We start from the raw sequence: 13,278 nt of genomic DNA on the forward strand, positions 1-13,278 counted from the left end.
CGAACGTGCGCACCATCGTCATATCAGGAGCGTCCAGCGGGATCGGCCGCGCCACCGCCGAGCGGTTCGCCGCGGCGGGCGACCACGTGGTGAATCTCGACGTCAAAGCCCCGGACCCGGGCGGCGAGCCCGCCGGGACCTGGACCGAGGTCGACGTCGCCGACTGGACAGCGGTGCAGGAGGCGGTGGCCGGGGCCCACCGGGAGACCGGGCGGCTCGACGTCGTCATCGCCAACGCGGGCATCAGCACCCGGCACGGCGTCCTCGACATGCGCGAGAGCGACGTCCGGCGCCTTGTCGAGGTCAACCTCTTCGGCGTACTCGCCCTGTGGCAGCAGGCCGCCCGGATCATGGTCGAGCAGGGGCACGGCACCTTGCTGGCCACGGCGTCCGTCAACGGCACCCGGGGCTACCCGCACTACGCCGACTACAACGCCAGCAAGGCGGGCATCCTCGCCCTCGTCCGTACGTTCGCGCTCGAACTGAGCCCGCGCGTCAGGGCCGCCTGCGTCAGCCCCGGCGCGGTGCTCACCCCCATGCAACTCGCCGAGTACACCGACGAGATGCTCAAGGAGACCAACGCCCAGATCCCGGCGGGCAGGCACGCGGACCCGTCCGAGATCGCCTCGGCGTTCCACTACCTCGCCTCCGACGAGGCGGCGTTCCTCACCGGACAGGAACTGATCATCGACGGCGGCGAGACGGTCGGCGCCACGACCTCCGCGTACGGCACAGCCGTGCGCAGCGGCCGATGACCGGACTGGGGAGCCCCGGTGTCGTGCCCCGCGACGACGCCCCGCGCGGCGTCGCCGCGCGCGAGGCGGCAGGACGCCTGGACGTCGTGGTGACCGGCACCTCGTCGGACGCGCACACCTGGAACCTGATCTACCTGGAACTGCTGCTCACCGAGTGGGGGAACCGGGTGACCAACCTGGGGCCCTGCGTCCCCGACGCGCTGCTCCTGGAACGCTGCACGGCGCGGGTCCCCGACCTCATCGTCGTCAGCAGCGTCAACGGACACGGCGCCAACGACGGACTGCGGCTGATCGCCGCCATCCGGGAGAGCGCCGAACTCGCGTCGACCCCGGTGGTGATCGGCGGCAAGCTCGGCACCCTCGGCGACGGCTCGGCCGCCTGGGGGCCGCGACTGCGCGAGGCGGGCTACGACGCGGTGTTCGACGACAGCGTCGGCGTCCTCGAGTTCCACGGCTTCCTGGAGAAGCTGCGAGCCGAGGCGCGCTGCTGATGGCGCAGAGCACCCGTGGCCTCGCGCCCACGAGCTTCGGCGGATTCGTACGCGCCGCCGGGGAGCTGGTCGTCCAGCCCCGCATGGGCTTCAGCTCCCCGGAGCGGATGCGCAGGGGCCTCGATGCCACCCGTGCCGCCGACGCCACCACCGTCGGGACGCTGACCATCGACAGCTACACCAGGGTCGGTGATCTGCCCGCGGCGCGGCGCGCCCTCGACGAGGGGGTGGACCTCAACGGCTTCCCCCTCGTCACGCACGGCCCCCGGCGCACTCGCGAGATGCTCGACGGCGTGCACGGGCCGGACTTCCCCGTCCAGGTGCGGCACGGCTCCGCGGCCCCGCAGGACATCGTGCGGGCCCTCACCGCGGCGGGACTGCACGCCACGGAGGGCGGTCCCGTCTCGTACTGCCTGCCCTACGGCCGTACGCCGCTCAAGGAGTCCGTACGCAACTGGGCGGAGTCCTGCCGCCTGCTGACCGACGGCGTCGGCGACGGCGCCGAGCCGCATCTGGAGAGCTTCGGCGGCTGCATGCTGGGACAGCTGTGCCCGCCGGGACTCCTCGTCGCGCTCTCGCTGCTCGAAGGCATGTTCTTCGCCCAGCACGGGGTGCGCAGCGTCTCGCTCAGCTACGCCCAGCAGATCGACCCCGAGCAGGACGCCGAGGCGGTGCGGGCGCTGCGCGCCCTCGCCGCCGAACTGCTTCCCGGCGTCGACCGGCACATCGTCATCTACACCTACATGGGCGTCCACCCGGCCACGCGCTCCGGCGCCCGCGCCCTGCAAGAGGCGGCCGTCCGGCTCGCCGTGCGCACCGGCGCCGAGCGGCTCATCGTGAAGACCACCGCGGAGGCCCACCGGATCCCGACGATCGCCCAGAACGTGGCGGCATTGGAGGACTGCGCCGTCACCGCGCGGCACACCGAGCCCGGCGCCGCAGCGCGGGACGACGGGGGGTCGGAGGTGTACGCCGAGTCGCGCGCCCTGATCGACGCCGTCCTGAACCTCGGCTCCGATCTGGGCGACGCCCTGCTCACGGCGTTCCGGCGCGGCTGGCTCGACGTGCCCTACTGCCTGCACCCCGACAACGCGTCGCGCAGCGCCAGCTTCATCGACGAGCGCGGCAGGCTGGCCTGGAGCTCGATCGGCTCGATGCCCCTCGGACACGTCGCCACGGCTCGCCCGGCGGCGGCCCTGACCAGCGGCGGACTCCTGGAGGCCCTGCACCACATGGCGGCACGACTGGACCTCGGCGAGCTCACACGGGCGCCGAGCGGGGAACCGTATCCGATCCGAGACGGGGCGATGTGACGTGACGGGGCGATGTGACGTGAACGCACTGCGAGCCGCGGGCTTTCCCGAGGCGGAAGTACGGGCGCGGGCCCGCGAGGGAGCCGCCCGGCTCTTTCCGCCCGCCGCCTCCTACGGGCGTGAGCTGTTCGGCGCCGGGGGACACCCGCCGCACGGGCAGGAAGGACCGCGCGGGCAGGACCCGGCCGATGCCCTCGACCGGACGCGGCTGGTGCCGCCCGCCTTCATGCCGCGCCGCCTGGAGAAGCTCATCGAGCTGGCCCGCGAACCGCTGCACGGGGACGTGGACCTGACGACCGTGATCGGCGGCTTCGCCGCGGCGCTGCCCGTGTACGTCTCGGCGTTCGGCTCCACCGAGGTGGCCAGCCGTGACCTGGGCACCGCGGTGGGACGGCAGGCGGCCCGGCTCGGCATACCGATGGTCGTCGGCGAGAACATCGGTCCGGTCAACGGCACCGGGCGCCTCGACGAGCGGGCGGGCCGGACCCTCCTCGGCCGGATCGCCGCGTACGGCGACGCGCTGGAGGGCGAAGGGGGCGGCGTCGCGGTCCAGCAGTCCACCGAGGACGCCGACGCCGAGATGTGGAACCTCGTCTACAGCGACGTCTCCGCGCGGCCGCTCCTCGACTCGGGCCGACTCGCCTTCGAGCTGAAGGTGGGCCAGGGCGCGAAGCCCGGCCTCGGCGGGATGACGGTGATCGGCGAGGAGTCCGCGCACCGACTGGAAGAGCAGTACGCGGTGGAGCGGATCCTCGACGAGGGCAGCGGCCTCGCCCTGCGCTGCGGCACCCCGGGCACCTTCACCGACGAGATCCTCGCCCACCAGGTACGGCTGATGCGGAACAACTACCCGCGCGCCAAGGTCTGGGTGAAGCTGCCGCCCTCCCGCGACGTGCGCGAGGCCGCGGCCACCGCCTGGGAGGCAGGCGCCCACGCGGTCACCGTGGACGGCGCGGAGGGCGGTTCCGGCTGGGCGCCGACCGCCTTCCTCGACTCGGTGGGCCTGCCCCTCGGGGAGTGCCTGCGCAGGCTCGCGCCGCGCCCCGGGGACTGCCTGCTCGTCAGCGGCCGGATGTGGGAAGGCACCCGGGCCGCCAAGGCGCTGGCGGCCGGGGCCGCCGCCGTGGGCCTGGGCAGGGCGGCGCTCCTCGCCGTCGACGAGGACGGCGACGCGGGCCTCGAACACCTCGTGCGGGCGCTCGCCCTCGAACTGCGGCTGCTGGTCAGCGCGATGGGCAAGTACCGGGTGGGCGAGCTGGGTCCTGAAGACCTGTGGGACCCGGCGGCGCCGGAGCGGGCACCGCGCAGCTCGGCGGAGCCGAGGGCCGAGGGAGTCCCGGCGCACTGAACCGTCCCAAGACTTGTTTGCCAAGAGACCTTGGCAAACAAGTCTTGGGACTCCTACAGTCGGGACATGAGCACGAACGGCGGAGCACCCCACGGAAGCCAGGACGACGGACGCACCCCGCGGGACACCGAAGTCACGCTGGACGCGAGCTCGTTGCGGGGCCTCGCGCACCCGCTCCGGGTCAAATTCCTGGACCTGCTGCGCACCGAGGGCCCGGCCACCGTGACCAGACTCGCGGACCGCACGGGAGTGAGCTCGGCGTCCGCCAGCTACCACGTCCGCCAACTCGCCCAGTACGGCTTCGTGGAGGAGCAGGCGCGGTCGGGCGGCGGACGCGAGCGCTGGTGGAAGGCGGTGCACCGGACCACCCGGGTGCGGCCCGCAGACCTCGTCGGCAGCGATGAGGTCGGCGCGCTCGCCGACACCTATCTGCGCGGCGTCACGGCCCTGTACGCGGAGCAGACCCAGCGCGCCATCGACGAACTGCCCCAGCTGCCCGCCGAGTGGCGCGCGGCGAGCACCACCAGCGACTTCGAACTACGCCTTTCAGCCGATCAGTTGAAGTCCCTGGTCGAGGAGATCTTCCACACCGTCGAGCGGTACCGCGCCGAAGGCGGCCGGACGGCGGACGACGCCGCACACACGGCGCCGGTCACCCTCCAGATCCAGGCGTTCCCCCGGCCCGGCACGCTGACCGGGAGCGAGCCGCACGAACCTGAATGACGGAAGGACGGTCCATGTCCCACGCGAGCGGCTCCTCAACGCCCTCCCCGATACCCTCCCCAGCGCCCTCCCGCAGGCCCATGACCGGCCTGCTCGCCTCCTTCACGGTCTCGCTCTTCGGCACCAGGCTCAGCATGATCGCGCTGCCCTGGCTGGTGCTCGACACGAGTGACAGCCCCATCCGTACGGGCCTCATCGTGTTCTGCGAGGCGGTGCCACTGGTCGTCGGCAAGGCGTTGTCAGGGCCTCTGATCGACCGGATGGGCGGGCGGAGCTTCAGCGTCGCCGCCGACCTGATCAGTGCCGTCGTGGTCATGCTGGTCCCGCTCTGCTACTGGCTGGACATCCTGCCCTTCGGGGTCCTGATGGTCCTGGCCGCCGCGATCGGCCTGGCCCGCGGCCCCGGTGACGTGGCCAAGCGCACCCTGATCCCGACGGTCGCCGAGGACGCCGGGATCTCGCTGGAACGGGCCAGCGGAATGATGGGCACGGTCGAGCGGATCGCGGGCGCGGCGGGGCCCGCCGCGGCCGGCGCGCTCGTCGCCCTCCTGAGCCCGCTGTGGGCCATGGTCGGCAACTCGTTCTGCTTCGTGCTCTCCGCGGGGCTCATCTCCATCGGCGCCCTGCGGTCGGCCCGGCAGCCCTCCAGGAAGGGCCAGGTCGCGGAGGAGATCCCCGCCGAGGAGGCTCCCGCCGAGGAGCTTCTCGCCAAGGACCAGGCCCCCGAAGAGAGTTACGTGGAGCGGCTCAAGGCGGGCGCCCGCTTCCTGGCCCGTAACCGGCTGCTGCGCTCCATCGCCATCATGCTCAGCGTCACCAACCTCATCGACGCGGCCTACGGCTCCCTGCTCATCCCGGTCTGGGCCAAGGAGACCGGCGGCGGTCCGGCCGCCATCGGCGCGCTCGGCTCGGCCTTCGGCATCGCGGCCGTCGCGGGATCCCTGCTGGCCACGGCGTTCTCGCACAAGCTGCGCCGCCGCCGTACGTACGTCATCGCCTTCCTGGTCGGGGGACCGCCCCGGTTCGTCGTCATGGCCCTGGACGTACCGCTGTGGGTGGTCGTGGTGACCGCGGTGGCGGACGGCCTCGCCATCGGCTTCATCAACCCGATCATCAACGCCGTCCAGATGGAGCGCATCCCGCGCCACTTGCTCGGCCGCGTCTCCGCGCTCACCGACTCCGTCGGCACGGCGGGGATTCCGCTCGGCCCGATCCTGGCCGGTGTCGCCGTGTCGTTCACGGGCCTGGCACCCGTCCTGCTCGGCTGTGGCGCGATCTATCTGTTCTGCACCGTGATACCACCGCTCTTCCCGCACTGGCGCGAACTGGATTCCCGGCCGCAGCAACCAGAGGAGCCGGAACCACACAAGGAGACCGTGTAGCCCGCGCGGATCACCGGATTCTGCCGCCTCAATTGCCTCCACAACTTCCGGCCCCGGCACGTCGCATGACGGTAGTTTACGAACTGCGGAAGACATGAAGTCCGAGAACTGCCGGGTCTCCCGCAATCCGGATCACGTACTCAACTCCCACGTACGCAACTCCATGTACTCAACTCACGGAATAGAGACGTCATCATGTCGAATGCCATGTTCGGCGCTGCGCAGCTCGAGGGCGAATTTGACGTGGACCGGCTCGTGGCCGAGCTCGTTCATCTGGAAGCCACGCAATGGGCGAAGCAGCGCACCTTCGGAGAGAGCCTGGAACCCACGGAGGAGACCGAGGCCGACTGGCGGGTCCTGCCGCTGCGCAGCCCCGAGGGCCGCGTCGACCGGACGGACCCCGGCGGCATGGGCCTGGTCGATTACGCCTCCACGCCCTGGATGGAGCAGGCCCCCTACATCGCGTCCATCGTGGACGCGCTGCCGACCGACGTGCGCGCGGTGCGCCTCATGGCACTCGGCCCCGGCGCCGAAGTGTCCGAACACCGTGACTATCCCTACGGTCTTCCGGCCGGTTGGGTGCGGCTGCACATACCGCTGATCACCAATGCGGAAGCCGTTCTCACACTGGACGGCGTCGACTACACCTGGCCGCCCGGCACCCTGTGGTTCGGTGACTTCAACCGGCTCCACTCGGTGCGCAACGGCGGCTCCGAGCGCCGTGTCCACCTCGTCATCGACAGTTATGTGAGCCGGGAACTCCTGGAGCTCTTCCCCGCGGACTTCCGGGAATCCATGCGCTGGTCGGACGTCCTTGTGGACCGTCCGGAAATGCCGCTCGGCAAGGCCGAACTGCATTCCATGCTCGCCGAATTCGCGCTTCCCGGGCAATTCCTCTACGGCGAGATCGACGAACTCGACGACCCGGGTACTCCCGACCTCGAAGGCCGTCTGCGGCTCGACGGGGACCGGCTCGTCCTCGACGTCGGCGACGTCCCCACCGCGTCGCTGGTCCACATCGGCGAGGGCGAGTTCCGCATGACCGGCGGAATGATGGACCGCACTCTCAAGGTCGAGCCCGCCGACGGCGCCCTGCGCGTCCGCTTCCGCAGGCGCCACGGGAGCCGTACGGAGGAGGCCCTGCGCTCCGCGGCACGGCCCGTGGGCTGAGCCGCCCACACCTCAGGCCGCCGATCAGCCTTCCGAGCAGGCTTCCGACATCAGGAGCGAGAATGTTTCTGCAGGAGAGCGAGACCAGTACGACCACCAGGGTGCGCCGTCCGCTCACCACGCCTGACGACACCGAAAGCGGTTCGGCGCCGACCTCGCCCGACAGCGCGTACCGCCTGGCGGTCGCCTCGTTGCAGACGCTGGCCCAGGACATCAAGGACCTGGCCGAGCGGGCGCAGGCGACGCTGCGGGACCCGGCGGCGCACCTGGGCGCGGGGTCGGGCGCGCTGTCCGACATCGCCCTCGCGTCCGTGCCCCGCTGGCACTTCGCGATGCTGAACGACACCGAGCGCAACAGCGCACTGGTCTCGGCCCTGGAGGGCAACGTGCCGCCCGGCGCGCACGTGCTGGACATCGGATCGGGGACCGGGCTGCTCGCCATGGCGGCCGTACGGGCCGGTGCGGGACGCGTGACCACGTGCGAACTCAACCCGCTCCTCGCGGAGGTCGCGCGGCAGATCATCGACGCGCACGGCATGTCCGACACCATCACCGTCATCGGGAAGCCGTCGACGGAACTTGAGGTCGGCAAGGACATCGACGCGCGCGCGGACGTCCTGGTCTCCGAGATCGTCGACTGCGGACTGATCGGCGAGGGACTGCTGCCCTCCATCCGCCATGCCCGCGAACACCTGCTCGCGCCCGACGGCATCATGCTGCCCGCCGCGGCCAGGCTGTACGGACAACTGGTGCAGAGCGAGTCCATGGCCCGGCTCAACCGCGTCGACATGGCGAGCGGGTTCGACGTCTCGCTGATGAACACCCTCGCCACGCCGGGGCACTTCCCGGTGCGCCTCAACACCTGGCCGCATCAGATGCTCTCCGGCGCCTTTCCGCTCGTCGAATTCGATCTGGCGAAGGGGATCCTGGGCCCTGGCGCGCGGACCCTGCCGGTGGCCGCCGACACCGACGGGCTCGCCCACGCGCTCGTCGTCTGGTTCGAACTCGATCTCGGCGCGACGACCTTGTGCAACGGCCCCGACAGCAAGGACTCGCACTGGATGCAGGCCCTGGTCCCCTTCGAGCTGCCCGTCCCGGTCACCGCGGGGGAGAAGGTCCCGCTGCGGCTCGGCTGGAGCGACTACCGGCTGAATGTGACCGTAGCGTGAAGCGGTAATCCGGCCCGGATCCAGCGGCCCGGGCGGCCCGTCGGCAATCGAGGCGAACACATCGCCCCGGTGCCGGGCCGCCCGGGCCATCCGTGTGTGGGCGGTGTGTCGAGGGCGTGTTGACGGCGCGTTGTTCATATGCCGTCTGGCTGGAATGCCCCGTCGCCCACGGGCCCGTCTTTCACCGGCGCATGCGGGAGCCGCAGCGGAAGACGATCTCCCGCAGCATCTCGGCCACTTCCTGCTTCGCACGATGGTTGAAATGCGATGAGTGCGTCCCCTCGAATGGCCAGTTCAGACGTGTGCCGAACCAGTTCGTGGCGGTATCTGTCGGCTGTCCGATAAATGTTCGTTGACGCTTCGTCAGAGGTGTGCAGCTGTTCCGCGTCGGCTAGGTTGGCCAAGATTCACCAAGATTTTCGGCCAGTCCACTCACTGCGGGGAGTGCGGAGGTAGGGAAATGAGCCACATCGGCCATGGGGTTTGGTGTCGGTGGACGGCAGCCGGTTCGGGTCATTCCGGCTCGATGTTTCCGTAGTTCGCCGTCTGTTCGCCGTCCCGGAGGGGCGGATCCGTATTCTGTACGCCCCGTCGGTGTGCTCACCCGTACGCCGCGAGGGCATCGCTCGATGCAATTCGCCATGCGCTCAGCTAAGCCCCACCATGACTGAGGCTGAGGGAACCCTGGATGAACCTACATACCCCGCAGGGACATCAATCCGGATTTGCGTCTTTTGACGCGTTGCAGTTGGACGAGGAGGGCAAGGCGGTCTACAAGGCCATCCTTGCCGATTTCGGCGCGGACATCGCGGGACTCTCCTCCCGGCTCGACATTTCGCGGAACCGGTTGCGCGAGATCCTGGCACGACTCAGTGAGCTGTCGTTGATACGCGCCACGCTCGATGCGCCGGAGCACTATCGCGCCGTCGATCCCAACGTGGCCGCCCACATGCTCATCGCCCACCACCAGGAGCGGATCGCGGCCGAGCAGCGCCGCGTCGCCCAGATCCAGCTGCTCGCCGCCGAGTTGACCTCCGACGTGGTGAACGGCGCCCGGCCCCACGGATACCCCGACGGAGTCGAACAGCTCCACGGCATCGAGGCCATCCGCGACCGGATCGGCACGCTCGTCAAGTCCGTGACCGGCGCCGTGATGACCTTCGCCCCGGGCGGCGCCCAGAGCGAGGCGAGCCTGGAGCGCGCCAAGCCGCAGGACCGCGAACTGCTGCGCAGGGGCATCCGGATGCGCACCCTCTACCTCGACAGCTGCCGCAAGAGCCCCGCCACCATGGAATACGCCCAGTGGCTCACGGAGTTCGGCGGCGAGGTGCGCACCGCGGTGTCGCTCCCCATCCGGCTGATGATCCTCGACCACGCGACGGCGGTCCTCGCGACCGACGACAAGGACAGCGCGGTAGGGGCCCTGGTGCTCAGGGACGACGGCACGCTCGCCGCGCTCTGCGCGCTGTTCGAACGGTGCTGGGAGACGGCGGTGCCGCTCGGCGCGAAGGTGCGGGGCCGCGACGAGTCGGGGCTGACCGCCCAGGAGACCGAGGCGCTGCGGCTGCTCGGGCAGGGCCTCACCGACGAGGCCGTGGCCGCGAGGCTCGGGGTCTCGCCGCGCACCGCACGCCGTATCGCCGCCAACGTGATGGCCCTTCTCGGCGCCCGCAGCCGGTTCCAGGCCGGGGTGCGGGCGGGGGCGCGAGGATGGCTGTCGGGAGACGAATGACGAGGTCACCGCCGCGGGGAAGAGTCCGGCGGTGACCACCGCCCGTCCGGGACCGGCCGCCAGGGCCTGTCCGACCCTAGGCGTCGGCCCTGGGGCAGAGCTGGCGCTCCAGAAATGCCACGCCGCGATCGACGGTGACCAGCCGCCAGGACTGCTTCGCCAGGTCGTTCAGTGCCTCGGCCCAGCCGCCCTGCGGATATTCGGCGGTCGGGGAGTCCAGGGGCACCGTGGCGTATTCATATACGTCGCCCATGAAGGGGATGCCGGACAGTTCGGCACCGCCGACCGGTGTCGGGCGAGCCGCCTGCTCGAAGACTTCGCGCCTCTCGGCATCGAGCCTGAGCGCGTCGGCAAGGAGTCGGACGGTTTCCCGCCGGGGCCGCTTGGCCCGGCCGTGCTCCAGGTCCCGCAACGCCCGTACGCTCAGGACGGAAAGGTCGGCCAGCTGCTGCTGGGTAAGCCCCCGCCAGGTCCGATAGAACTGCAGAATGGATCCGAACTCGTTTTCCTTCCAGCGCGACTGCACAGCCCCTCCAGTCAACGGGATTCCGGTCCTTCCACCATGAGAAGACGATCAGTCCCAGCCCGTGGTATCCGATTCGCCGGGGCCCGGTGCGACCCTTGCGGTGGCCGTCCTTTTCAAGGGCGGGGTGGCCATGAAATCCGCGACGGAAGTTGACGTGCGCAGCGTCACGTGAAGCACGGTTGAGATCTCCTTCTTGTTGCTTCATTCCGATAAGGGATCAGTGTTTCCTCGGTGACTCCCGACGTGCATGACATGAATACACGGGTAAACAGCCAGCGTCAGCCCCGCGAGCGTGCCCTCATCCGGCACCTGCATAAACCGTCCACGCCCGCGAGGGACGGGACGGATGCGGCAGCGGAGGAGGTCAGGGGTGGCCGGAGGCCCCGTGACGGGAGCGTGGCGAGGGGGCATAAGTGAGGCTTATGGGGTCATAGATCGGACCCGCCTACTGACTTAGGCTTGCCTTAGTTTAGGCTTCCCGCTGAGTACCGCCGCTACGAGACGCGTACCGCCACCGCTCGAAGGGAACCTGAACATGCCTCGCCCTCTGCGGGTAGCCATTGTCGGAGCCGGCCCCGCCGGGATCTACGCCGCCGACGCGCTGCTCAAATCCGCAGTTGCCGTCGAGCCCGGTGTCTCCATCGACCTCTTCGAGCGGATGCCTGCCCCCTTCGGTCTGATCCGCTACGGTGTCGCCCCCGACCACCCGCGCATCAAGGGCATCATCACGGCCCTGCACCAGGTCCTCGACAAGCCGCAGATCCGCCTCTTCGGCAACGTCGACTACCCGGGCGACATCAGCCTGGACGACCTGCGCGAGTTCTACGACGGAGTGATCTTCTCCACGGGTGCGACCGCCGACAGGGCGCTGGACATACCCGGCATCGACCTCACCGGTTCGTACGGCGCCGCGGACTTCGTCTCCTGGTACGACGGGCACCCGGACGTCCCGCGGACCTGGCCCCTGGAGGCGGAGAAGGTCGCCGTCCTCGGCGTCGGCAACGTCGCCCTCGACGTCGCGCGCATCCTCGCCAAGACCGCCGACGAGCTGCTGCCGACCGAGATCCCGGCCAACGTCCACGAGGGCCTCAAGGCCAACAAGGCCCTCGAGGTGCACGTCTTCGGGCGCCGTGGTCCCGCGCAGGCCAAGTTCAGCCCGATGGAGCTCAGGGAGCTCGACCACTCCCCGAACATCGAGGTCATCGTCGACCCGGAGGACATCGACTACGACGACGGCTCGATCGCCACCCGGCGCGGCAACAAGCAGGCCGACATGGTCGCCAAGACCCTGGAGAACTGGGCGATCCGCGACGTCGGCGACCGGCCGCACAAGCTCTTCCTGCACTTCTTCGAGTCGCCCGCCGAGATCCTCGGCGAGGACGGCAAGGTCGTCGGCCTGCGCACCGAGCGCACCGCCCTGGACGGCACCGGCAACGTCAAGGGCACGGGCGAATTCAAGGACTGGGACCTCGGCGCCGTCTACCGCGCCGTCGGCTACCTCTCGGACGAACTGCCGAAGCTGCCCTGGGACGTCGCCTCCGGCACGGTTCCCGACCAGGCCGGACGCGTGATCGAGGAGTCCGGCGAGCACCTCACCTCGACGTACGTCACCGGCTGGATCAGGCGCGGCCCCGTGGGTCTGATCGGCCACACCAAGGGCGACGCCAACGAGACCGTCGCCAGCCTTCTCGACGACCACGCGAACGGCCGCCTGCACACCCCCGCGGCGCCCGCTCCGGAGGCCGTCGACGCCTTCCTCGGCGAGCGGAACGTCCGTTTCACCACGTGGGACGGCTGGTACCGCCTGGACGCCGCGGAGAAGGCGCTCGGCGAACCGCAGGGCCGCGAGCGCGTGAAGATCGTCGAGCGCGCGGACATGCTCGACGCGAGCGGCGCGTAACCACACACCCGGTCCGGAGGCCGTGGCGCGCACCGCGCGCCGCGGCCTCCGTCCGTTCCCGGGGCGCGCTGCCCGGCTACTCGAACGGAGCGGTGTCGCCCGCGCCCCTGCGCACGATCTCGGCCTCGCCGCTGGAGAAGTCGATGACCGTCGTCGGCTCGGTGCCGCAGTCGCCCGAGTCGACGACGGCGTCCACCACGTGATCGAGCCGCTCCTTGATCTCCCAGCCCTGGGTCAGCGGCTCGTCCTCGTCCGGCAGCAGGAGCGTGCTGGACAGGAGCGGCTCGCCCAGCTCGGCGAGGAGCGCCTGGGTCACCGTGTGGTCCGGGATGCGGACGCCCACCGTCTTCTTCTTCGGGTGCAGGAGCTGGCGCGGCACTTCCTTCGTCGCCGGGAGGATGAACGTGTAGCTGCCGGGGGTCGCGGCCTTGATCGCGCGGAACACGTCGTTGTCGACGTACACGAACTGGCCCAGCTGCGCGAAGTTCTCGCAGACCAGCGTGAAGTGATGCCGCTCGTCGAGGTCGCGGATCGTGCGGATGCGGCCCATCCCCTCGCGGTTGCCGAGCTGACAGCCCAGCGCGAAACAGGAATCCGTCGGATAGGCGACGAGCGCGCCGGACCGGATGCTGTCCACCACGTTGCCGATGATGCGCCGCTGGGGGTTCTCGGGGTGTACGTCGAAGTACTTCGCCATCCGCCGACCCTATGCGATCAGGGTCGCCCGGGCCGGGAGCGGGGCGCGGCGCGCTGGCCGGTGGCTTGATTC

Annotated in this window: 12 protein-coding genes; 10 read left to right on the forward strand and 2 right to left on the reverse strand. The window is 70.3% G+C overall.

The features are described 5' to 3' along the window. The first annotated feature begins 5 nt into the window (after positions 1-5). The 9 genes from CP970_RS40235 to CP970_RS40275 all read left to right on the forward strand — a co-directional run bounded on the left by CP970_RS40235 (position 6) and on the right by CP970_RS40275 (position 10,083). Complete coding sequence (locus tag CP970_RS40235; RefSeq protein ID WP_055544488.1) at positions 6-755, forward strand: SDR family NAD(P)-dependent oxidoreductase; 750 nt, start codon at positions 6-8, stop codon at positions 753-755. Continuing rightward, positions 752-1,246 carry a cobalamin B12-binding domain-containing protein gene (locus CP970_RS40240; RefSeq protein ID WP_107098834.1) on the forward strand — a complete coding sequence of 165 codons (495 nt, stop codon included), beginning with the start codon at positions 752-754 and terminating at the stop codon, positions 1,244-1,246. The genes CP970_RS40235 and CP970_RS40240 overlap by 4 nt, the downstream gene beginning before the upstream one ends. Next, positions 1,246-2,559 carry a methylaspartate mutase gene (locus tag CP970_RS40245; RefSeq protein ID WP_055544487.1) on the forward strand — a complete coding sequence of 438 codons (1,314 nt, stop codon included), beginning with the start codon at positions 1,246-1,248 and terminating at the stop codon, positions 2,557-2,559. Before CP970_RS40240 ends, CP970_RS40245 begins: the two co-directional genes overlap by 1 nt. A gap of 19 nt (positions 2,560-2,578) precedes the next feature. Further along, positions 2,579-3,907 (forward strand): glutamate synthase-related protein, encoded by a 1,329-nt coding sequence (locus CP970_RS40250; RefSeq protein WP_055544505.1) that lies wholly within the window; start codon positions 2,579-2,581, stop codon positions 3,905-3,907. A 66-nt stretch (positions 3,908-3,973) separates the two neighbouring features. Further along, complete coding sequence (locus tag CP970_RS40255) at positions 3,974-4,630, forward strand: helix-turn-helix domain-containing protein (protein WP_063806011.1); 657 nt, start codon at positions 3,974-3,976, stop codon at positions 4,628-4,630. A gap of 80 nt (positions 4,631-4,710) precedes the next feature. After that, positions 4,711-6,012 carry an MFS transporter gene (locus CP970_RS40260; protein ID WP_224058977.1) on the forward strand — a complete coding sequence of 434 codons (1,302 nt, stop codon included), beginning with the start codon at positions 4,711-4,713 and terminating at the stop codon, positions 6,010-6,012. A gap of 195 nt (positions 6,013-6,207) precedes the next feature. After that, complete coding sequence (locus CP970_RS40265; RefSeq protein WP_055544486.1) at positions 6,208-7,182, forward strand: aspartyl/asparaginyl beta-hydroxylase domain-containing protein; 975 nt, start codon at positions 6,208-6,210, stop codon at positions 7,180-7,182. Between the two features lie 62 nt (positions 7,183-7,244). Further along, a complete protein-coding gene (locus CP970_RS40270) occupies positions 7,245-8,351 on the forward strand; it encodes a 50S ribosomal protein L11 methyltransferase (protein WP_079043225.1) in 1,107 nt (368 codons plus the stop codon). Positions 8,352-9,093: 742 nt separating this feature from the next. After that, positions 9,094-10,083, forward strand: a complete 990-nt coding sequence (locus tag CP970_RS40275; RefSeq protein ID WP_063806009.1) for a helix-turn-helix transcriptional regulator — start codon at positions 9,094-9,096, stop codon at positions 10,081-10,083. Between the two features lie 76 nt (positions 10,084-10,159). Here the strand turns inward: CP970_RS40275 and CP970_RS46080 are convergent, their stop codons facing one another. Beyond that, on the reverse strand, positions 10,160-10,609 hold the full coding sequence (locus tag CP970_RS46080; RefSeq protein ID WP_055544484.1) for a helix-turn-helix domain-containing protein: 450 nt from the start codon (positions 10,607-10,609) through the stop codon (positions 10,160-10,162). Positions 10,610-11,144: 535 nt separating this feature from the next. On the opposite strand from CP970_RS46080, the gene CP970_RS40285 reads away from it, so the two are divergent. After that, on the forward strand, positions 11,145-12,509 hold the full coding sequence (locus CP970_RS40285) for an FAD-dependent oxidoreductase (RefSeq protein ID WP_055544483.1): 1,365 nt from the start codon (positions 11,145-11,147) through the stop codon (positions 12,507-12,509). Positions 12,510-12,585: 76 nt separating this feature from the next. On the opposite strand, the gene CP970_RS40290 is transcribed toward CP970_RS40285, so the two are convergent. After that, positions 12,586-13,206: an L-threonylcarbamoyladenylate synthase gene (locus CP970_RS40290; RefSeq protein WP_055544482.1), complete on the reverse strand. Its 621-nt coding sequence runs from the start codon at positions 13,204-13,206 to the stop codon at positions 12,586-12,588. Between the last annotated feature and the right edge of the window lie 72 nt (positions 13,207-13,278).

The sequence above is a fragment of the Streptomyces kanamyceticus genome (assembly GCF_008704495.1).
GTDB classification, from domain to species: domain Bacteria; phylum Actinomycetota; class Actinomycetes; order Streptomycetales; family Streptomycetaceae; genus Streptomyces; species Streptomyces kanamyceticus.

Excerpts from the sequence above, each read along its gene's own strand:
- CP970_RS40260 (WP_224058977.1), top strand. The coding sequence starts at position 4,711 with ATGACCGGCCTGCTCGCCTCCTTCACGGTCTCGCTCTTCGGCACCAGG.
- CP970_RS40265 (WP_055544486.1), top strand. The coding sequence starts at position 6,208 with ATGTCGAATGCCATGTTCGGCGCTGCGCAGCTCGAGGGCGAATTTGAC.
- CP970_RS40270 (WP_079043225.1), top strand. The coding sequence starts at position 7,245 with ATGTTTCTGCAGGAGAGCGAGACCAGTACGACCACCAGGGTGCGCCGT.
- CP970_RS40255 (WP_063806011.1), top strand. The coding sequence starts at position 3,974 with ATGAGCACGAACGGCGGAGCACCCCACGGAAGCCAGGACGACGGACGC.
- CP970_RS40240 (WP_107098834.1), top strand. The coding sequence starts at position 752 with ATGACCGGACTGGGGAGCCCCGGTGTCGTGCCCCGCGACGACGCCCCG.
- CP970_RS40245 (WP_055544487.1), top strand. The coding sequence starts at position 1,246 with ATGGCGCAGAGCACCCGTGGCCTCGCGCCCACGAGCTTCGGCGGATTC.
- CP970_RS40290 (WP_055544482.1), bottom strand. The coding sequence starts at position 13,206 with ATGGCGAAGTACTTCGACGTACACCCCGAGAACCCCCAGCGGCGCATC.
- CP970_RS40285 (WP_055544483.1), top strand. The coding sequence starts at position 11,145 with ATGCCTCGCCCTCTGCGGGTAGCCATTGTCGGAGCCGGCCCCGCCGGG.